Source organism: Spirillospora sp. CA-108201, assembly GCF_050936235.1.
GTDB lineage: Bacteria > Actinomycetota > Actinomycetes > Streptosporangiales > Streptosporangiaceae > Spirillospora.
Genome location: NZ_JBNJNE010000001.1, coordinates 613838 through 632779 on the forward strand (window position 1 = coordinate 613838; position 18942 = coordinate 632779).

Below are 18942 nucleotides of genomic sequence, written 5' to 3' on the forward strand. Positions count from 1 at the left end.
AGCGGTGACGGCACCGCGCGTCGTTGTCGCCGGGGGCCATTCGGCCGGGCACATCGAGCCCATGATGAACTTCGCCGACGCGCTGTGCCGGATGGAGCCCGCGGCGGAGATCACCGCTCTCGGCACCGTCCGCGGACTGGACAGCATGCTCATCCCGGCCCGCGGCTACCCGCTCGAACTCATCCCGCCGGCGCCGCTGCCGCGCAGACTGAACGGGGCCCTGCTGCGAACGCCGGGCCGGTTGCGCGATTCCGTGCGGGCGGCCGAGGCCGTGCTCGACCGCGTGCGGGCCGAGGTCGTGGTGGGCTTCGGCGGCTACGTGGCCATGCCGGCCTATCTCGCCGCCCGCCGGCAGGGCCTGCCGATCGTCGTCCACGAGGCGAACGCCCGGCCCGGAGTGGCCAACCGGCTGGCGGCCCGGATGACGACGCGGGTGTTCACCGCCGCGCCGAGCGTCCGGCTGGCTCACGCCGCCGCCATCGGGATCCCGCTGCGGCCGGCGATCATCGGGCTCGACCGTCCGGCGCTGCGCGACGCGGCCCGGCAGCGGTTCGGCCTGGACCCCGGCGGGCCGGTGCTGATGGTCACCGGTGGCTCGCAGGGCGCTCAGACGATCAACGCCGCGGTGTCCGGAGCGGCGGCGGCGCTGCGCGCGGCCGACGTGCAGGTGCTGCACATCACCGGGCCGCGGCACGCGGTCGAGGTGCCGGACGGCGACCCCGCCGACCCGCCCTACGTCGTCGCTCAGTACGTCGACGAGATGCACTCCGCCTACGCCGCGGCCGACTTCGTGATCTGCCGCTCGGGGGCGATGACGTGCGCCGAACTGGCCGCCGTCGGCCTGCCGGCCGCGTACGTGCCGCTGCCGCTGCGCGGCGGAGAGCAGCGGCTGAACGCCGAGCCGGTCGTCGAGGCCGGCGGGGGACTGCTCGTCGACGACGCCGACCTCGAACCGGCCTGGATCGAGACCACCCTGATCCCGATACTCGTCGATCCCGGGCGGATCGCGGCGATGTCGGCGCGCGCGTCGGCGACCGGCGCACCCGACGCGGGCGGCGTCCTGGCCCGGCACGTGCTCACCGCGGTCGCCGAGCGGCGCAGGTCCGCCTCGTGAGGACGACCTCGCCGCCGGCAGGGCAGCCATGCGTGGGGCGGGCGTCGGACACGACCTCCGCTTCGGCGGTGCCCGGTCCCGATCGCTCTCCCAGGCGAGTGGCGGGACGCCCTGCCCCAGGTGAGGCGAGGGGCGCCTCGCTCGAACCGGCCAGGCCACACCGTGAACGGGTGGCCTGGCCGGCTCCGCACGCGTAGCACGATCCGACGCCGCAGTGCGTGCGCCTGAGCAGGCTCATGGTCGTGCTCTTTCAGAGGCGGTAGGGCGACGGCGCGGGTGACGGCTGGGGCAGCGGACCCGTGTACGCCCCGGGTGACTCCGGTTTCAAGCCGCAGTAGCGGATCCAGTCTCTCCCGTTGGTGAGATGGTTGGTGTTGAGGTAGTCGACGCCTGCCTGCTGCCGGGATTTCCAGGCCGCCCATTTGGCGGCCTCGCTGCAAGACGAGAAGTGGCACGGGGTGAAGAGTCCGGGGAGAGTGCCGTTGGCGCGGACCCTGCCGTCGGGACCGTCATAGAGGCGCACCTTGAGTCCGGCATTGTGCGCTCTCTGGACGATGTCGTTCAGCTTCTGCTGCTCTTCACGGCTGATCTCGCCGTCGTGGTCGCGGTCGCCGCAATCGTCCCAGTTGCCGTTCAACATCACGAAGTTCTCGGCGTATTCCAGGTCGTACTGCACGTCAGTGGGCTGCCGCAGGGCATACGGATCGACCTCGGGCGGCAGGCTGCAGTCATCTCCGGGGGAGATGTCGTACACGACGTTCCGCGGAACCTCCCAACTCAGCGGATCGGGTTTGCCGACCAGATCACGGGGCGCTCCTCCGCTGAAGACCACCTGCACGTTCGGGTACATGGTCCGCAGTTCCCTGGTCTGCCTGATGACGGCCCAGTATGCATCGACTCGCTTGGAGTACAGGTAAGATTCCTTGGTCTTGTCGTCCACGACCCATCTGGGGATCTCCCCCTCCTGCATGTTGGGTTCCTTGAGTTCGACAATGACCTGGAAAGGCTTTTTCGGGTCGCGCCCCGGGTAGATCTGGCCGTCGTTCTCCTCGGCGCGCTTCATGAGCTTGTCGACATAGCTTTCCTTGAACATCACGCCCTTCGCCTCTTCGTAGTCGTGCTTGGCGTAGAGTGCGCCGTCCGCGCCGAGGAACAGGTCGACCTCGACGCTGGTCGCGCCGTTGTCCAGGGCGTCCAGGAGGGGCCGGCCGTTCGAGTAGTCGTTGTGCGCGTGCAGTCCCTCCGCCCATTTCGCCTTGGGGTCGGGATTGCAGGTCGGCTTGGGGATCGGCTCGCGCGGGAAGAGGCCGCCCACGCCGCCCATGGCATCCGGATTCTCCTCCAGGAGGGAGACCGGCCTGGTGTCGCCGAGGGTGCGGGCCTGAGCCTGCGGCGAAGTGTTCGGGCAGTCGCCCCCCGACAGCCGGCAGAGGGCGCCCTCGCAGTTCTTGGCGACCTTGCCGGGGATGTCGCCGGTCGACACCACGGCGAAGACCGCGCCGATGAGCACGATCAGGGCCGCGCAGCTGATGGCGCTCCTACCGCGATCGCCTTTGCCGCTCACGATCCTCCTTCACAGAGCCGACGCCCCCTGGCGGAAGACGGAAGAAGCGAGCGGTGGGCTTCGCGGGGGGCGGAGAGGCTGAATCGGCCACCGCTTGCACGGTGAGCTTTCAGCCTGCCGCCGGATCGGCCGCCATGCCTTTGGCGAAAGCTCCACGGTTGTTTGACATAGCGTCCACCCCGCGAACCAGGCGGTCCGCCGAGAGCAGGTCGCCGGCACCGGATACGAAGGATCGGAGGGCTAGTTCGCCAATGCGGAGAGGAATTTCACCAGGCCGTTGGCGAACCGCTGGGCTGAATACGGGTCGACGACCATGAAGGTGACGAACATGAACGGGACCGCCAGGATCACCAGCCAGCCCAGCACTGCTCCGGCCAGCGCCGAGCCTCGTCCGAATTGGCCGGTCTTGCGGATCTGTCCGTCGGCGATGTGTCCGAGCACCACCGCGAACAGCGATGTGAACCCGCAGGTGAAGAAGCCGAAGATGCCCAGGACAAGTGCTGCGGTGGCCATGCCGTTACGTGCGGGCGGCGGGTGCGGGGGACGCGGCGCGGGGGAGTGGGTCACGGGCGACAATCTAGATCGTATCCGGCCGCCCGCGCCCTTTGGGGATGGCCTGAACCGGCCATGTCCCGCTCGTGAAAGGGTCCGTGAAGTGAATCGTGACGGCTCTTTCAAGAGGCGAGGCGAACCCCTAGAGAACCATTTCCGGGTCAACGGGCTTTTTGGATCGGGTCTATTGCGGCTCGCTCCTCGTCCCCTCGGTCAGTTGAGGCGGCGCCAGAGTTCGGGGGTGCGGTCGGGGGTCCAGCCGGCGTCGGAGACGTGGGCGCGCAGGCACTGGTAGACGTGGCCGCCGTAGGTGACCCGATCGCCGAGTTCGTAGTCCTGACCGGCCGCCCACTCGGGCGGCTTGGAGGTCCCGCTGTCCGTCGGGCTCGGGCCGGTCGTCCCGGACGGGCCGGTCGAGCTCGGCTGCCCGCTCGGACCGCTCGGGGAGCCGGACGTGCAGGTGGGCGGGGAGCCGCCGTTGCCGCTCGGGTCGTCGCGAGGGTCCCACCCGTCCCAGTCCCAGTGCGGGCACATCTTCTTGATCTCTTCGTCCGTCATGGGCCGGACCTGGTAGTTGGTGGTGCCGGTCCCCTTGAGCGGGGCCTCGATGGTGACCGAGGGCGTGTACCAGTAGTAGTGGCCGCGCAAGGGGTGCGGGAAGTTCAGCTTGTAGCGCCCCTTCATGACGCCCCAGTCCTCGGTGCTCTCCAGCCAGCCGACGTAGCCGGGCGGGACCGCGAAGCTCTGCCCCTTCCAGGTCCAGGTGCCCCACTGGTACGAGAAGTTGAACTCGACCTTCCACTCGACCTCGGCCAGGCCGAACAGACCGGCCTTGCCGCCTACCGAGACGCTGGTGCCGACGGTGTACAGCTTGACTTCGGTGTCCTGGTACTGCGTGGTGACGATGGCGTCGGCCGTCTGGGCGCAGTTGCGGGTGAACTGGTTCCGGTCGTTGCGGTAGGGCCTGGGGTCCTTCCCGGCGGTGATGATCGGCTCCCCGTCCGGGACGAACTCGCACCCGTCCGCGTTCACGGGCTGGAACAGCATCCAGTCGCCCAGGAACTTGTCCTTCTGGTGCCAGGTGTACTTGGCCGGTTCGGCCTCCCCGCCCCCCTTCTTGTCGCAGATGTCGAACAGCAGCCGGTCGAAGTCGTCCGTGCCCGTCTTGGGGGCGACGGGGTAGTCGCAGTCGGACGTGTGGTCCTTGCACCAGTTTGCGAAATCGTCCGAGTTGTCGTCGTCCGCCCGGGCGAACGGGGGTACCGCCACCAGGCCCGCCGCGGCCATGGTGGCGAGCACCCCCGCGGTGAGCGCCCGGTTCCGCAGCCGCGGCGCGCGCGGGCGCTCCCCGTGCCGTGCCGCCGTGCCCGTCGAGTTCATCGCGATCCGATCCTTCGTTCCGGTCAGGAAGGGCAGCTTTGCGCGTACTGGAGGAGGCTCGGGCCCGGTTTCGGCGGCCCGCCCGGCGTGCAGTCCTGCCCGACGAGGCGGTAGATCCGGCACACCGCGACCGACGAGCGCGCCTCGACCACCCAGGGGAGGTTGACGGTCAGCAGGGCCACGACCAGCCCGCCCACCACGACCAGGAGGGCGCCGTATCCGGCCGTCGTCACCCCGTGGTCGTGGCCGCTCCCGCGCGGGTGTAGACCACGGCGGCGGTGTCGGCGTACACCAGCCTCCAGCGGGGGTCGCCGGAGAGGATCTGCGCGAACGCGTGTTCGCGGGGCCAGACCACCACTTCCACCCGGTAGCGGTCGAGGGTGCTGCGCCATGACGGTTCGCCTCCGAGGAGTCGCAGGTAATCGTTGATGAGCCGGCGGGGATACATGTCGTAGCGGTCGTCGATGAAGACGCGCTGGCGCGGCCAGTACTCGTGGATCGTGTAGCCCGCCCACACGTCGGTGGTGAGGAGCCGCCGGCCCAGCAGCCCGTTCCGCTCCACGGCGCGCATCGCCGCGACCGGGTAGTCGGTGACGTCGTGCCCGAACGCCGGGCGCGGCAGCCGGTCGGCCGTCCAGAACACCGCGAACGCCAGGACCAGCGCCAGCGGGACCCAGTGCGGGCGGCGCCGGGCGTCCGGCCGCGGCGCGTCGCGGGCGGCGAGGCGCGAGACGATCGGCAGGGCGACGACCGGGGCGGCCGCGATGTTGCGCTGCGCCCACAGGGCCAGCAGGAGGAAGGGCACCAGCACCAGGACGTCCCGCCGGGACGGCCGCCGCCGCGCGCGGGCCAGCAGCACCAGCACGGTCGCGAGGAACAGGGCGAACATCAGGCCCTGCGGCGTCCGCAGGTCCGGGGACTTCCACTCGATGATCGAGGCCAGGACGTCGCCGCGCATCAGCAGCGCCACCGGGAACCACAGCAGTGCCGGGCCGTAGGGGTTGACCAGGCAGACCGCCCCCGCCAGCAGTCCCGCGCGGGCCAGCGCCCGCTCGCGGTCCCGCCACGGCGGGGCGCCGTCCAGCCAGCGGCCGGCCAGATGCAGGGCCAGGAAGCCGAATCCCAGCGCGAAGCTGCCGTGCACGTTCGCCCACAGCCACATCACCGCGGGGACCGCCAGGTGGGGGCGGCGCCCGACCGGGGAGTCGGGGACGTCCACGACCCACACCAGCACCAGCAGTGCCAGGACGCCGAGCAGCAGCGGGCGCTCCGACCAGACCAGGCCGGCCGCGATCAGCCCGGACGCGGGCAGCAGCGCGGCGGCGAGCCGGTCGCCGGACAGCCGCAGCGCGAGCCGGTACGAGAGCGTCGCGATCGCCAGCCCGACGGCGGCCCCGAAGAGCCGGAGGGCGACCGGGCCGCCCGCCGCGTCCAGCAGCGCGTAGCAGACCTCCGCGAGCCAGGACTGGGCGACCCAGGACGTCCCCGGCGCGGTGTAGGAATAGATGTCCGAGCGCGGAATTCCGTGCTCCAGAATCCAGTGCCCCGTCGTCAGATGCCACAGAAAGGAACTGTCGGCAAGCCGCCGCTGGCCGTTGGCCCAGCCGAACACCATCCATACCGCGGCGTAGAGCGTGACCATTCCTGGAGGGCCGAGGCGGGGCGTGGCCCGCCTCGGCCGGCCGCGACCCGGGACGGGCGGCCGCACCGGGGCGACGGCGCCTCGCCCCGCCCGTTCGTCAGTGTCGGGGCGCATCGCGGTGCCTCAGGATGTCGTCGAGCCGCTCGACGGCGTGAAGATGGCGCTGATCGCGCTGCTCACGGCGCTGGAGAACTTGCTGAGCAGACCCGCCGCGTAGAGCGCGGTCACCAGGGCGCCGACCAGGACCAGCAGGGCCGCGTACTCGGTGATGGTCACCCCGCGCTCCCCCTCACCCCGGTCGGCGTACCACTTCCCGACCTTGTCGGCGCCATTTTGCATGAGCAGGACCAGACGAACTGAATACATTCCGCCTCCCAGTAGAAGCCGTGTTCTGCAATCAATACGCTAGAAACCATCGGCCCTCGATCACAGGGCTGATGGTCCCTATTTCCGTTGGGCCGGGGCCCGGATTCTCAGTCGTCCTGCGGCGGGCGCAGACGCAGCCACAGGGCGATGGCCCCGCTGCGGGAGGAGACGCCGATCTTCGGATAGACGCGGTTGAGATGGTTCTTGACGGTCTTCTCCGCGAGGAACAGCCGGCCCGCGATCTCGCGGTTGGACAGCCCGCGCGCGACCAGGTCCACGATCGCGATCTCGCGGGCCGACAGCCCGAACCGTTCGATCGGGTCGCCCGCGTACGCGACCCGCACGGCGTCGACCAGGGCGGCGCTCGCGGCCGGGGACAGCGGGTTGCCGCCCCCGACGACGTCGCGGACCGCCGTGACGAGATCGTCCTGGTCGTACGTGCCGTGCACGAGGTATCCGGCCGCGCCGTTCGCCACGGCCTCGCGCACCGTCTCGGGGTCGTCGGAGTAGGTCAGCATCAGCACCCGGCTGATCCGGGCCAGCGGGCCGGCGGCGCCGATGCCGTCCAGCAGCGGCATCCGGACGTCCAGCAGGACCAGGTCGGGCCGCAGCCGCTCGGTGAGCGCGACGGCCCGCTCCCCGTCGGCCGCCTCCCCGACGACGGTGATCCCGGCGGCCCCCAGCAGTGACGCCAGCCCGGAGCGGACGACCGGGTTGTCGTCGGCGACCAGGACCCGGATCGGATCCCCGCCGTCGGCCCGCGGGATCGGGTCGGCCGAGTCGGCCATGTCAGCCCGCCTTTCGCAGCGTTCCGGCGCACCGGACCCGGACGGTCACGGTCGTGCCAACGCCGGGCCGGGACTCGACCGACAGGGTGCCGCCGACGCTCTCGGCGCGCTCGCGCAGGCCGAGCAGCCCGTAGTGGCCCTCCCGGGCCAGGTCCTCGACGGAGGTCAGGGCGAAGCCGCGGCCGTCGTCGGACACGCACAGCACCACGGCGTCCGGCTCGACGGCCAGCCGGACGCTGACCGACCGGGCGGCCGCGTGCCGGGCGACGTTCGCCAGCACCTCCCCGTGGATGGCGAGCAGCTCCCGCCTTCCGCTGGGGGACAGGTCCGCGGCGGGGTCGATCCGGCACCGCAGGCGGACCTCGTGCCGGTCGCGCCACGCCCCGCTCCGGGCCGCGACGGTCTCGGCGAGCGGCCGGTCGAGCGCCGGGTCGCGCAGCCCGGAGATGAGCTCGCGGGCCTCCACCGCCGCCACCCGGACGTTGTCGGCGATCGTGCGCGCCTCCCGGGCGGCGCGTTCGGGGTCGCGGCGCAGCCACACCGGCAGCGCGGTGGCGGCCAGCGCGACGCCGCCGAGCGTCTTGCCGACGGAGTCGTGCATGTCGCGGGCCAGCCGGAGCCGCTCCTGCGCGGCCGCGGCGATGGCCTCGGCGCGGACGCGCGCCCGGTCGGCGTCGGCGTTCTCCTCCAGCATCCGCCGCACCGCCCGGCCGGCGAACGCGGCCAGCGGGTAGCAGGCGGGCTGGCCGACGAGCGCCTGGAAGGACGCGAGCGTGTGCTGCTGGGCCTCCGGGACGAACGCGATCGTGCCGACGTAGCACAGGACGTGCAGGACCGACAGCGCCGTCACGCCCACCCGGTCGAACAGCAGCCCGGCCACCAGCGCCGTGAGCAGGGTGGACAGGAAGAACGGCCCGAGGGGCCCGCCCAGCGCCAGGACGCCGAACGGGACGCCCGCGTCCAGCGCGGCGAGCAGCGGGTGCCGTTCCAGCAGCGAGACGATCCGCCCGGCGTGCCGGGCGGCCAGCCAGGAGACCACCCCGACGCAGGTGACCAGGGCGATGGCGCCGGGAGTCAGCCGGTCGCGGGGCAGCAGCAGCATCGACACCCCGGCCAGCGCCGTCCGCAGGTGCATGATCAGCCGGAAGGTCGCGGTGACCCGTCCGGCGGGGACGCGGTCGGCCGCGGCGTCCGGAGCGGCGGCCGGGCCCGGAGGGGGCCCGCCGGCTTCAGCGAAGTACCGCAACGACGTCCGCCCCCACGGTGAAGAGCATCGAGCCGAGGACCAGGATCATGATCGCGGGCAGGGACAGGGTCGTCGTCACCGCCGTGATCCGCGGGGTGTTGCGCTGCGCCTTGCGCTTGGCCCACTGCGCCGCCTGCCGCCGCATGTCCGCGCTGATCTGCTCCAGCGCCGCCGACAGCGGGGCGCCCAGCTCCTCCGACTGGAGCAGCGCGGTGATGAACTGGTGCAGCGACGCCGACCGGTTGCGCCTGCGCAGCTCCTCGAAGGCCGCGCGGCGGGGCGTGCCGAGCTCCATCTGGCGCAGCGCGATCTGGAACTCGTCGGCCAGCGGCCCCGGCATGCTGCTCGACACCCGGCCGAGCGCCAGCCGGAAGCTCAGCCCGGCGGTGACGGTGACGGCGAGCACGTCGAGGAAGTCGGGCAGGGAGCGTTCGATCTGCTCCCGCCGGGCGCGGACCCGGCTGTACAGCAGCAGCTCGATCTGCCCCACGCCGAGCAGCGGCAGCAGGCCGAGCGGCCCGACGCCCGACAGCAGCAGGATCGTCGCGGTGAGGCCGAACAGGACGGCGAAACCGGCCGTCTGCCGGGCGTAGACCTCCAGCGTCATGTCGCCGGGGCGTCCGGCGGCCTCGATCCGCTTGCGGATGCCGATCCGCCAGCGGCCGAGCACCGCGAGCGCCGGCGGCGTGAACGGCCGGCCGAGCAGATCGGCCAGGCTCCCGAGCGGGACGACCCCGCGCCGCCGGGCCCCCCGCGCCGCCGCCGGAGGCGCGGGGGCGGACACCCGCTCGGAGGAGCGCAGCATCGCGTACCCGGCCGTCGCCGCCAGGAAGCAGCAGGCCGCCAGCACGGCGCTGCCCGCGGGGTTCACAGGTCGATCCTGGTGATGCGCCGGATGATGACCAGTCCGGTGACGAAGAGGGTGAGGGAGACGCCCAGCATCGCCTGCCCGACGGTGCTCCCGGCCATCTCCCGCAGGACGCCCGGCTGGATGAGGTTGATGAGCAGCAGCGCGCCGATGCCGAGCACGCCGACGGCCCAGTTGCTGACGACGGCCTCGCCCAGGATCGTGCGGATCTCCCGCCGGGTCTCCTTGCGCTCGTCCAGCGTGGTGGCGATGCCCTGGAGCGCGGTGACCAGCGAGCCGCCGGAGCGGGCCGCCACCAGCAGCGTGCTGACCAGCACCGCCAGCTCGCGGGAGGGGAGCCGCTCGCCGAGCTCGTGCAGCGTCTCGTCGATGGGCTTGCCGATCCGCAGCGCGGCCGAGGTGATGCGCAGCTCGGACCGGGCGGGGTCCTCCAGCTCCTCGGCGGCCATCTCGATGGCGGTGCGCAGCACCAGCCCGGCCGACGAGGCGTTGGACAGCACCCGGGCCAGCTCGGGGAGCTGCGCGATGAACTCCTCCCGCCGCCGGTCCTCCCGGCGGCGCAGGAAGCCGAAGAACGCGAGCGCGACCCCGACCCCGGCGGCGACGCCGAACAGCGGGGCGAGGTAGGCGCCGATCAGCACCAGCACGGCCGCGGTGCTGAGCGTCAGCAGCGTCAGGAACGTCAGCACGCTCATCCGCACCCCGGACGCGGTGAGGCGGCGCTCCACGACCCGGCCCGGCTCGGTGGCGCGCAGCCAGCGCTCGAACGCCTCGCGCGGGCCGCGGCCGAGCAGCCGGTCGCCGGTCACCGAGCGCTCGGTCAGGACCCGGCGCCGCTCCCAGCCGGACAGGAACTGCATGATCCCGAGGACGGCGACGGCCAGGGTCGCCGCCGTCAGCCACAGGACCAGCGCGGGCGTCACGCTCATCCCCCCACCTCCCTGACCGGGGCGGCGGCGTCGTCGAACCCGCCGGGGACGCTCTCGCCGCCCAGCAGCAGCCGCTCGACGAGCTGCGCGGGGAGCGCGTGCCGCCGGTGCTCGCCCCGCACCCTCAGGTCGGGGCCGAGCGGCTCGGCCGCGAACCGGGACACGGTCTGCAACCGGACGGCGGTCTGGGCCCCGTCGGTCCGGGACGTGACGGCGACCTCGGAGACCCGGCGGGTGCCGTCCGGCCCCCGGCTGAGGTGGACGACGGCGTCGACGGCGTGGACGATCTGGTCGCGCACGGCCTCGAACGGCAGGCGCAGGTCGCTCATGCTGGCCAGGGTCTGGAGCCGGTGGACGGCGTCCTCGGCGGAGTTGGCGTGGACGGTCACCATCGACCCCTCGTGGCCGGTGTTCATCGCCTGGAGCATGTCCAGGGTCTCCGCGCCCCTGACCTCGCCGACGATGATGCGGTCGGGCCGCATGCGCAGCGCGTTGCGGACCAGGTCGCGGATCGTCACCTGGCCGCGCCCCTCGATGTTGGGCGGGCGGGACTCCAGCCGGATCACGTGCTGCTGCTGGAGCTGGAGCTCCGCGGAGTCCTCGACGGTGACGATGCGCTCCTCGGCCGGGATGAACGCCGACAGGGCGTTGAGCATCGTCGTCTTCCCCGTGCCGGTGCCGCCGGAGATCACCACGTTGACGCGGGCGCGGATCAGCGCGGCCAGCAGCACCGCGGTCGCCGGGTCCATGCTGCCCTGCGCGACCAGCTCGTCCACCATGTAGGCGCGGGGGAACCGGCGGATCGTCAGCACCGGGCCGCTCAGCGACAGCGGCGGGATGATGACGTTCACGCGCTCACCGGTCGGCAGCCGGGCGTCCACCATCGGCGACGACTCGTCCACCCGGCGGTTCACCTGGGCCACGATCCGGTCGATCGTCTGGTAGAGCTGCTCCTCGTCGGTGAACCGGGTGTCGATGCGCTCCAGCCGCCCGCCGCGCTCGACGTAGACGTCGCCGGGGCCGTTCACCATGATCTCGGTGATGGAGCGGTCGGCCAGCAGCGGTTCCAGCACGCCGAGGCCGAGCGCCTCGTCCACCACGCGGCGGATCATCTGGCCGCGCTCGCCGGCCGACAGCACCGGCCCGTCGCGGCTGATGATGTGGCCCGTGACCTTCTCCAGCCGGGCCCGGCGCTGGGCCAGGTCGAGGTCGGCCAGCTCGTCGAGGCTGACCTCCTCCAGGAGCCGCTGCCGCCAGCGCGACACCGAGCCCGGATTGATCCGGTGCCCGTTCTGATGGGGTTCGCCCGTCCTGTTGCGCAGCGCCATCGCTCAACCCCTCGGCATGTGGACGGTCCTGGAGAACTCCAGGTCCAGCGGGACACCCGGGAACAGCAGCGGGGTCCGCACCGTGACCGCGCAGCTCACGCCGTCGCCGGCGGCCGTGCCCTCGGCGCGCGGCTCCCTCGCCCAGCCGGGCAGCGCGTCGCGGGCGGCGGCCGGGCACGCGCCGGGATCCTGCCGCTGCGCGGCGACCCGTGCGCCCGTGCGGGCGGCGTTCTGCACCCGCTCGACGGACACGACGGCGACCAGCGCCTGAAGGCACAGCAGGATCCCGACCCCCGCGATCGGCAGCACGGCCGCGAACTCGACCACCGCCGTCCCCGCGTCGCGGGCCCCGGGGGCGGGCCGCCCACCGGCCGGAGTGCGGCTCATCCCCTCGCGCCCCTCTCCTCGTGCACGACCCGGGCCCGGGCGTGCAGGTCGAACAGGCCGTCGGTCCCGGGCAGCACGGCCGGGACCCGCACCGTCGCGGTGAACCAGTCGCCGTCCGCGCTCAGCCGCAGCCGGTCCGGGCGGTTCCACGGCGCGGCGATCCGGGAGGCGGCCCGTTCCCGGACCGCCGGGCCGTCGGCCGCGCCGTTGCCGAGGACCGCGACGGCGCGGGCGCCCTCGCCGGCCGCCAGCGTCGCGTACACGGCGGTGACGCCCACCAACACGACCTGGTAGGCGACCAGCAGCAGGAGGCCGACGAGCGGGAGCACCGCCGCGAACTCGGTGACGGCGGCGCCCGCGTCGCCGCCGCCGCGCCGGGCCCGGTCGCGGGGCCTGCGTCCGCGCCCGGGGCGTCCGCGCCGCCGCGCCGCCCCCCACTCGTGCAGGCCGATCTCGCGGGCCAGCGCCTCCACCGCGCTCCGGTAGGAGCTGGACGCGGCGTTGCCGGGGGCGCCGGTGTTCACCGCCTCCTCCACCGCGCGGAAGTCGGCCGGGACGGCCGTCTTCAGCAGCGGCGCGGTCAGCACCCGGCGGGCGAAGTCCGGCTGGACCTCGTCGCGGCGCGAGTGCCGGACCAGCACCACGTCCACGTCCTCCTTCTTGCGCACCGACAGCCGCTCCCACAGCGCGACCAGGCGCCGCACCCCCCGCAGCGCGGGCAGGTCGGGGCTGGCGGTGACCAGGACGCGGTCGGCCGTCTCGATGGCGACGGCGTTGGCGTCGGTGAGCTGGGCGCCGCAGTCGACGATCACCGCGTCGTAGCGGGACCGCAGCGCGACCAGGATCTGCCGGGTCGCCGTCTCGGTGACCTCCTCGGCGCGCTCTCCCTCGGCGGGGGCGAGCAGGACGTGGGGCCCGTCGCGGTGCGCGAAGAGCGCGTCGGCCAGCACGGTGCCGTCCAGGTCGTCGGCCGCCGCGCCCAGGTCCGCGATGCTGCGGCGGTGGGTGATGTCGAGGTAGGACTGCAGGTCGCCGGTCTGCAGGTCCAGGTCGACCAGGCAGACCCGCCGCCCGGCGCCCACGGCGGAGAGCGCCAGGTGCACGGCCAGCAGCGTGGTGCCGGTCCCGCCCTTGGCCCCGCACACCGCGACCGTGTAGCCGCGGCGCGAGGCGCCCGGGTCGCCGCCGGCGCCGGGGTCGAGGTGGTGCCGCATCGTCCGCGACCAGTCGGCCGCCGCGCCGGTCCGGTGCTGGAGCTCGGCCAGCGACGGGTGCGCGTCGATCACGCCGCGCGCGCCCGCCTCCATCGCCAGGCCGAGCTGCTCGGTGGTCGGCTCCTCGACGACGACGATGATCGCCAGGGCCGGGTGGCGGCCGGTCAGCTCGCGCACCAGATCGGTGGTGGGGAACCCGTCGAGCGTGTGGTGCAGCAGCAGGACGTCGGGTTCGGCCTCGGCCGCCACCGCCGCCGCGACGTCGGCGGCGGTCGCCGCCTCCGCCGTCAGGACGACGCCGGTCAGCTCGTCCAGCAGGGCGCGCAGCACGGCCGCCGCCGGGACGTCCCCGACGGCCAGCATGACGCGGATGCTCACGTCGTCACCTCACGGGGGCGGAGCAGAGCGGGGTCAGTTGCAGCTCGCCGGGTTCCCCGGCCTCGCTGATGAGGGCCAGCCGGATGCGGTTGGCGAAGCTTTCGGCGTAGGTGACCTTGAGGGAGTCGCGGCCGTCGAACGCGAACATGATCGCGACGTGTTCGCCCTCGCGCCGCCCGACCTGCAGGACCAGGGCGCGCGAGACGATCCGCGACGCGCACGCCTGCCGCTTTCCCTGCGCCGGGAACGTGGCGTAGACGTCGGTCAGCGCACCGGCACGCAGCCGGCCGGTGACGTTGGGGTCGACGGTCACCTGGAGGGTGATCGCCCGCTGGCCGGGCCGCAGGTCGGGCTGGGCGGTCAGCAGGTCCGGCACGAGGAGGGTGCCGGGCCGCAGCCGGGTGGCGGCGACCCGGTCGCCGACCTGCTCGGGCCGCTGCAGGATCCCGCCGGGCGGGATCCACCGGCGGGGCATCGTCCGCGTCGCCAGGGCGTCCGGGCCCGGACGCTGGTAGGCGCCGACCTCCTTGGTCACGACCAGGACGCTGAGCTTCGGGCCGACCTCCGCGCGGACGGAGGCGACGTAGCGGTAGACCGAGGCGAACACGAAGGCGGAGCCGAGGACCGCGACCCCCAGCAGCACGGCGCCGCGCCGCTGCCGGGGGTTCACGCGGACCTCGGGGGATCGTCGGAGGCGCCGCTGGAGCGCGCGGCGGCCGTGCCTGCCGGGGGCAGGGCGATGGGCGTTCTCACGGATGTCCTCGCTGCGCTGGTCACGATGGGGGTCGGGGAGTCGCCGAGCGGCACGGCGGCGCCGTCGCGGGCGGCCGCCGGGGCCCTGCGGGCAGGGCCCCGGCCCGGCGGGGCGGGAGGCCAGCTCTGGTTCTGATGCGGTGGGTCGGCCTGGAACATGCGGCAGGACGGGCAGATCTCGGAGGCCGTCGGGCGGCGGCACCAGGGGCAGTGCCAGAACCGCTCGCCCTCGACCAGCCCGCGGAACGCGGACGGGGCGGTGCTGAACGCGACGAACTCCGCGTGCCGGGGGGTGCCCCAGTAGCGGGCGCCGAGCGGCTGCGGCGCGACGTCCAGGACCCTGTCCGGACGGAACGCCTCGACCAGCCGGTCCCGGATGCCGGGGAACTCCCCGTCCCGCCGCGCGACCAGCAGGTGGACCTGCCCGTTCGGAACCGGCTCGGGCGGGTCGACTGCGCCGGTGCGGCGGTTCACCGTGTCCACCCGGGGCGCCGGCGCGGCCCAGGCCACGAACCCGGACCGCGGCACGTACGACCGCAGGTGCTGGCGCAGCCCGGTCGGCACGTTCGCCAGCCGGGTGACGCTGCCCATCCGGGCGCCCGCCGCGACCTCCCGCTCCAGCCGCTCGCTCACCCGCGCCAGCAGCCCCAGCGGCATGTAGCGCGCGGAGTGCGCCAGCAGGTCGGCGACCAGGGAGAAGGCCAGCGGCGGCAGCCGCAGCCCGAGCTCGGCGACCCGGTCGGTCTCCAGGAGGCCCCGGATGACCGGCAGCAGCCGCCGCGCCGGGGCGGCGTCCCACTCCGGGTAGACGACGAGGATCTCGGTGAACTCGGCCAGGCGGGCGGTGACCCGCTCGTAGGCGTCGGCGGTGCCGGTCAGAGCACTCGGCACGGTCAGCCGCTCGGCCGGCTCGGCCGGAACGTGGCCGGTGCTGGGCAGATCGCCGATCGCCACGACGGCACGGCGGGCACGTTGCTCGTTCATCGCTCTCCAGGACCTCGGGTCGGTGGCGAACGGTGCTTGGTTGTCTTTGTTTAGACCCGAATATGTTGAGATGTCAAGCATCGAGGGAGGAGGCCTGAAAAGCTGCATCGAGCGTTGATTGAGGGACTTTATTGGGCCCATCGGCCCTGCCCGCCGCGCGGCCCCGAGTTTTACCGTCACGGCGGGACGGCCGATTGGCGGCCGGAATCAGCCCCGGGAAAAGACAGAGAATGCGTAGTGACACGTGAGGGCCGAACAGGACCGCGGCGGCGCCACCATCGTGCTGGTGGTGGGGATGACGCTGGTCCTGGTCGCCGCCACGATGCTGATCGCCCGGCTGGCCTTCTCCAGCGACCTGCGCGGCCGCGCCCAGGTCGCCGCCGACGCGGCGGCCCTGGCGGCGGTGCAGCCGCTGCGCGAGTACGCCCTCGAACTCGCGCTCGCCGGGGTCGACCCCCGCGGGGCGGCGTTCTGGGACGTCGGCGAGGACGCGGCGAGGGAGCGCGCGGCCCGCTACGCCGGGCTGAACGGGGCCGTTCTGGCGGGGCCGGTCCGGCTGAGCGGGCTGCGCGGCCGCACCGCGCGCGTCTCGGTCGCGACCCGCGACTGCAAGGTGACCAGCCCGGTGCCGGAGGCCGGGGCGCCCGGTCCCGGGGAGGGCACGGACCCGCCCGAGCCGCCGCCCGCTTCCGGTGACACGGCGTCCCCGGGCCCCACCCGCACCCGCCTGTGCCGTGACAGGTTCGGCGAGCGCGGCCTCGGCCGCTCCGGGACCGCGGTGGCCGCCGCCCGGCTCGACCTGCCCGCCTGTTCCCGCGTCGCGGGGAAGGCCGGCTCGCCGCGGCTGCTCTGCGACGGCGTGCGGGCCTGGCCCCACGGAGACCGGACCGAGGTCGGCCGGCGGTTCCGGGCGAACCTGGTCGACGGCGACGACCCCGAACCCTACGGGGGCGAGCCGGACGGCGCCGTCCCCAACCTTCCGCCCGGCGCCCCGCCGGCCGCGGCGCGGGTGCTGGCCGAGACCTACCGGCGGATCGGCCCGGGAACCGGGCCGTGCACCGCGCTCGCCGCCCGGCCGCCGGGCGGCGACGACGAATCACGGGAGGAGTTCGATGAGCGCTGGAGGCGCGAGGCCTGCGACGGATCCCGGTTCGTCCGCGAGGTGCACCGACTGGCCGGCCTGGAGATCCCCGACGGCGCCGGCGCCCAGCGCGCCTACGGCGCGCCCGTCCGGCCGGGCGAGGAAGAGGCCGCCGACCTGGTGTTCCTGCGGGGCGAGGACGGCCGGCCCGACCGGGTCGGCATCGTGCTGGACCCCGCCACCCGCACCTACGCCGAGTTCACCGGCGACGGCCGTGCCCGGATCGCGGGCTACGGCGCCCCCGGGTCCGCCGGTGCGCCGGCGGCCTTCACCCGCCCCGCACAGCACCGGTAGCGACCGGTGATCGCGCTCGTCGCGGGAGGCGCGGCGGTCGGCGGCGGCGCGGTCGGCTGGTTCGCCGCGCCGCACGCGTGGCGCTTCCTGCCCGAGCAGGCGCGCGCGCGGCGGGCCGGCCGGCTGGCGCCGAGACTGGCGGTGGCGTCCGCGACGGCCGCCGTCTGGGCCTTGCTCGCCTGGCGCATCGGGCCCGGTCCCGAGCTGCCGGCGTTCCTCTACCTGGGGGCCGTCGGCACCCTCCTCGCGACCGTGGACCTGGCGGTCAGGCGGCTGCCCGACCTGCTCGTCCTGCCGTCCTACCCGATCGGCACCGGGCTGCTGATGATCGCCACGCTGGTGGCCGCCGAGTTCTGGCCCCTGGTGGGCGCCCTGGCGGGCGCGGTGGCGCTGTGGGCCGCCTACGCCGTCCAGCGGCTGTTCGCGGCGCGGTCGATCGGGCGGGGGGACGTCAAGCTGGCCGGGGTCCTCGGCCTGTACCTGGGCTGGCTGGGCTCGGGCGCCTGGCTGCTCGGACTGGTCGCGGGCTTCTTCTTCGGCGGCCTGTTCGGCATCGCGCTCATCGCGTTCCGCAAGGCGACGAGAAAGACCGAGATACCTTTCGGGCCGTTCATGCTGCTGGGCGCGCTGTTCGCCATAGCGATGAGCTGAGCACCGCACGGCGGCCCGGATGGGAGCTCTTCCAGGACTCCATTGAATGAACTATGGTGACTATATGGTTGCTTTTAGTTGGGATCGTGTGGGATGACTACGCCTTCGCCTTCCTCCAGGGCCCTCTGATCACCGTGCTCGGCTGCGCCTGCGGCGCGCCCACCGAGCGCGGCGACGAGATGTTCCTCGCCATGGCCGCCCGTTCCTGCGCCGCGATCCGCGATCACGGCTCCCTCGCCAAGGCTCCGTGAACCGTCCGCCGAAGCGCCGCCCCCGGCCCGTCCCGCCCACCTGACCCGGCAGGGCCCGGCGCGGGCCCGCCCCACGGTCAGTCGTCGAAGTAGGCCTTGGCGACGGCGTAGCTGTCCTCGTAGAGGTGGTAGCGGGTGATCTTCCCGTTCCGGACCGTGGCGTGCAGGGCGAACGCCGTGTCGATCTCCCGGCCCGTCTTCTCGACCTCGGAGACCATGCGCCCGACGAGGACCACGTCGTCGCCCTCGGCGATGACCTGGCGGAGGTCGAACTCCCTGGTTCGCACATGGCTCTGAAGCAGTTCGAAGAACTTCCGCATGCCCTCCGCCGAGTCGACCTCCGGAACCCAGGGAATTCCCGGCGGGTGCGGAATCGAGAACGACACCGAGTCGGCGAACAGCGCCGACGCCTCCGCGCTCTTTCCCTCGGCGATCAGTGAGAGCAGGCGCTGGACGGTCTGTACCGGTGAATCTGTTGTCATAAGTGCTGCCTTATCTGTCGGATATGCGATGCGCGCCATTGAGCTTCGTCTTGCCGGCGCCCCCTGGGGGCCGGGCCCCTCAGCCGAGCTGCTCGGCGAGTCCGACGACGATGCCCTCGGGGCCGCGGACGTAGCAGAGCCGATAGACGTTCTCATACTGCACGATCTCGCCGACGAGCTCGGCGCCGCGTGCCCGCACGCGGGCGACGACGTCCTCGATGTCATCGACCGCGAACATGACGCGACGAAGGCCGAGAGTGTTCGCCGGTGCGTCCTTCGGCTCGGGGGTGATGACATCCGGCCTGTGGAACTTCGCCAGTTCTATTCGCCCGTTCCCGTCCGGAACCCGCAGCATGGCGACGTCCTGCCGAACATTGTCGAGCCCGATGACCCGCTCCGCCCCGCGCCATTCCAGTGGCCCCTTGCCCTCCAGTTCCATGCCGAGTTCGACGAAGAACGCGATGACCGCCTCAAGGTCATCGACGACGATCAGGACATTGTCCATCCGCTGGATCGTCATGCCGGGTCTCCTTCGTGTGGCACGGCCGGAATGGCCGCTCCTGAACGGGGACGGAGCCGGTGGGCCCGCCTCGACATCCTGCACCACATCCCTCGTGGATCACCGGGGCG

General features: G+C 73.2%; 21 protein-coding genes. 4 read left to right on the plus strand and 17 right to left on the minus strand.

What is annotated here, in order from left to right; genetic code table 11:
• Nucleotides 1-4 precede the first annotated feature (4 nt).
• Nucleotides 5-1114 carry a UDP-N-acetylglucosamine--N-acetylmuramyl-(pentapeptide) pyrophosphoryl-undecaprenol N-acetylglucosamine transferase gene (locus ACQEU6_RS02985; protein ID WP_499329027.1) on the plus strand — a complete coding sequence of 370 codons (1110 nt, stop codon included), beginning with the start codon at nt 5-7 and terminating at the stop codon, nt 1112-1114.
• A gap of 250 nt (nt 1115-1364) precedes the next feature.
• On the opposite strand, the gene ACQEU6_RS02990 is transcribed toward ACQEU6_RS02985, so the two are convergent.
• The 15 genes from ACQEU6_RS02990 to ACQEU6_RS03060 form a co-directional block, all read right to left on the minus strand.
• The gene (locus ACQEU6_RS02990; RefSeq protein WP_499329028.1) at nt 1365-2678 is read right to left on the minus strand and encodes a PI-PLC domain-containing protein; all 1314 of its coding nucleotides are present in this window, start codon (nt 2676-2678) and stop codon (nt 1365-1367) included.
• A 240-nt stretch (nt 2679-2918) separates the two neighbouring features.
• A complete protein-coding gene (locus ACQEU6_RS02995; protein ID WP_499329029.1) occupies nt 2919-3245 on the minus strand; it encodes a DUF4190 domain-containing protein in 327 nt (108 codons plus the stop codon).
• A gap of 198 nt (nt 3246-3443) precedes the next feature.
• Nucleotides 3444-4610, minus strand: a complete 1167-nt coding sequence (locus ACQEU6_RS03000) for a carbohydrate-binding protein (protein WP_499329030.1) — start codon at nt 4608-4610, stop codon at nt 3444-3446.
• 23 nt (nt 4611-4633) lie between these two features.
• Nucleotides 4634-4843 (minus strand): hypothetical protein, encoded by a 210-nt coding sequence (locus ACQEU6_RS03005; RefSeq protein WP_499329031.1) that lies wholly within the window; start codon nt 4841-4843, stop codon nt 4634-4636.
• Complete coding sequence (locus ACQEU6_RS03010; protein ID WP_499329032.1) at nt 4840-6252, minus strand: hypothetical protein; 1413 nt, start codon at nt 6250-6252, stop codon at nt 4840-4842. The genes ACQEU6_RS03005 and ACQEU6_RS03010 overlap by 4 nt, the downstream gene beginning before the upstream one ends.
• A 123-nt stretch (nt 6253-6375) precedes the next feature.
• Nucleotides 6376-6618: a hypothetical protein gene (locus ACQEU6_RS03015; protein ID WP_499329033.1), complete on the minus strand. Its 243-nt coding sequence runs from the start codon at nt 6616-6618 to the stop codon at nt 6376-6378.
• 107 nt (nt 6619-6725) lie between these two features.
• Nucleotides 6726-7406 (minus strand): response regulator, encoded by a 681-nt coding sequence (locus ACQEU6_RS03020; RefSeq protein WP_499329034.1) that lies wholly within the window; start codon nt 7404-7406, stop codon nt 6726-6728.
• A 1-nt stretch (nt 7407) separates the two neighbouring features.
• Nucleotides 7408-8652, minus strand: coding sequence for a sensor histidine kinase (locus ACQEU6_RS03025; RefSeq protein WP_499329035.1), 1245 nt, complete (start codon nt 8650-8652; stop codon nt 7408-7410).
• A complete protein-coding gene (locus ACQEU6_RS03030; RefSeq protein ID WP_499329036.1) occupies nt 8636-9523 on the minus strand; it encodes a type II secretion system F family protein in 888 nt (295 codons plus the stop codon). The genes ACQEU6_RS03025 and ACQEU6_RS03030 overlap by 17 nt, the downstream gene beginning before the upstream one ends.
• Entirely contained in the window at nt 9520-10449 is a 930-nt protein-coding gene (locus tag ACQEU6_RS03035; protein WP_499329037.1) for a type II secretion system F family protein, read from the minus strand. The genes ACQEU6_RS03030 and ACQEU6_RS03035 overlap by 4 nt, the downstream gene beginning before the upstream one ends.
• Nucleotides 10446-11777: a TadA family conjugal transfer-associated ATPase gene (locus ACQEU6_RS03040; protein ID WP_499329038.1), complete on the minus strand. Its 1332-nt coding sequence runs from the start codon at nt 11775-11777 to the stop codon at nt 10446-10448. Before ACQEU6_RS03040 ends, ACQEU6_RS03035 begins: the two co-directional genes overlap by 4 nt.
• 3 nt (nt 11778-11780) lie before the next feature.
• Entirely contained in the window at nt 11781-12164 is a 384-nt protein-coding gene (locus ACQEU6_RS03045) for a TadE/TadG family type IV pilus assembly protein (RefSeq protein WP_499329039.1), read from the minus strand.
• Nucleotides 12161-13756, minus strand: coding sequence for a CpaE/TadZ family protein (locus tag ACQEU6_RS03050; protein ID WP_499329040.1), 1596 nt, complete (start codon nt 13754-13756; stop codon nt 12161-12163). Before ACQEU6_RS03050 ends, ACQEU6_RS03045 begins: the two co-directional genes overlap by 4 nt.
• A 4-nt stretch (nt 13757-13760) precedes the next feature.
• Complete coding sequence (cpaB, locus tag ACQEU6_RS03055) at nt 13761-14426, minus strand: Flp pilus assembly protein CpaB (RefSeq protein WP_499329041.1); 666 nt, start codon at nt 14424-14426, stop codon at nt 13761-13763.
• Nucleotides 14423-15493 carry a hypothetical protein gene (locus ACQEU6_RS03060; RefSeq protein ID WP_499329042.1) on the minus strand — a complete coding sequence of 357 codons (1071 nt, stop codon included), beginning with the start codon at nt 15491-15493 and terminating at the stop codon, nt 14423-14425. Before ACQEU6_RS03060 ends, cpaB begins: the two co-directional genes overlap by 4 nt.
• 244 nt (nt 15494-15737) lie before the next feature.
• On the opposite strand from ACQEU6_RS03060, the gene ACQEU6_RS03065 reads away from it, so the two are divergent.
• From ACQEU6_RS03065 to ACQEU6_RS03075, 3 genes are all read left to right on the plus strand, one after another.
• The gene (locus tag ACQEU6_RS03065) at nt 15738-16928 is read left to right on the plus strand and encodes a hypothetical protein (protein WP_499329043.1); all 1191 of its coding nucleotides are present in this window, start codon (nt 15738-15740) and stop codon (nt 16926-16928) included.
• Between the two features lie 6 nt (nt 16929-16934).
• Entirely contained in the window at nt 16935-17579 is a 645-nt protein-coding gene (locus tag ACQEU6_RS03070; protein WP_499329044.1) for a prepilin peptidase, read from the plus strand.
• Nucleotides 17580-17665: 86 nt separating this feature from the next.
• On the plus strand, nt 17666-17830 hold the full coding sequence (locus ACQEU6_RS03075; RefSeq protein ID WP_499329045.1) for a hypothetical protein: 165 nt from the start codon (nt 17666-17668) through the stop codon (nt 17828-17830).
• Between the two features lie 77 nt (nt 17831-17907).
• On the opposite strand, the gene ACQEU6_RS03080 is transcribed toward ACQEU6_RS03075, so the two are convergent.
• Both ACQEU6_RS03080 and ACQEU6_RS03085 read right to left on the minus strand, forming a co-directional pair.
• A complete protein-coding gene (locus ACQEU6_RS03080) occupies nt 17908-18312 on the minus strand; it encodes a nuclear transport factor 2 family protein (RefSeq protein WP_499329046.1) in 405 nt (134 codons plus the stop codon).
• A gap of 79 nt (nt 18313-18391) precedes the next feature.
• On the minus strand, nt 18392-18832 hold the full coding sequence (locus ACQEU6_RS03085; protein WP_499329047.1) for a VOC family protein: 441 nt from the start codon (nt 18830-18832) through the stop codon (nt 18392-18394).
• Nucleotides 18833-18942: the final 110 nt, after the last annotated feature.

Excerpts from the sequence above, each read along its gene's own strand:
- ACQEU6_RS03080 (WP_499329046.1), bottom strand. The coding sequence starts at position 18,312 with ATGACAACAGATTCACCGGTACAGACCGTCCAGCGCCTGCTCTCACTG.
- ACQEU6_RS03020 (WP_499329034.1), bottom strand. The coding sequence starts at position 7,406 with ATGGCCGACTCGGCCGACCCGATCCCGCGGGCCGACGGCGGGGATCCG.
- ACQEU6_RS03085 (WP_499329047.1), bottom strand. The coding sequence starts at position 18,832 with ATGACGATCCAGCGGATGGACAATGTCCTGATCGTCGTCGATGACCTT.
- ACQEU6_RS03060 (WP_499329042.1), bottom strand. The coding sequence starts at position 15,493 with ATGAACGAGCAACGTGCCCGCCGTGCCGTCGTGGCGATCGGCGATCTG.
- ACQEU6_RS03045 (WP_499329039.1), bottom strand. The coding sequence starts at position 12,164 with ATGAGCCGCACTCCGGCCGGTGGGCGGCCCGCCCCCGGGGCCCGCGAC.
- ACQEU6_RS03010 (WP_499329032.1), bottom strand. The coding sequence starts at position 6,252 with ATGGTCACGCTCTACGCCGCGGTATGGATGGTGTTCGGCTGGGCCAAC.
- ACQEU6_RS03015 (WP_499329033.1), bottom strand. The coding sequence starts at position 6,618 with ATGTATTCAGTTCGTCTGGTCCTGCTCATGCAAAATGGCGCCGACAAG.
- ACQEU6_RS03000 (WP_499329030.1), bottom strand. The coding sequence starts at position 4,610 with ATGAACTCGACGGGCACGGCGGCACGGCACGGGGAGCGCCCGCGCGCG.
- ACQEU6_RS03035 (WP_499329037.1), bottom strand. The coding sequence starts at position 10,449 with ATGAGCGTGACGCCCGCGCTGGTCCTGTGGCTGACGGCGGCGACCCTG.
- ACQEU6_RS03040 (WP_499329038.1), bottom strand. The coding sequence starts at position 11,777 with ATGGCGCTGCGCAACAGGACGGGCGAACCCCATCAGAACGGGCACCGG.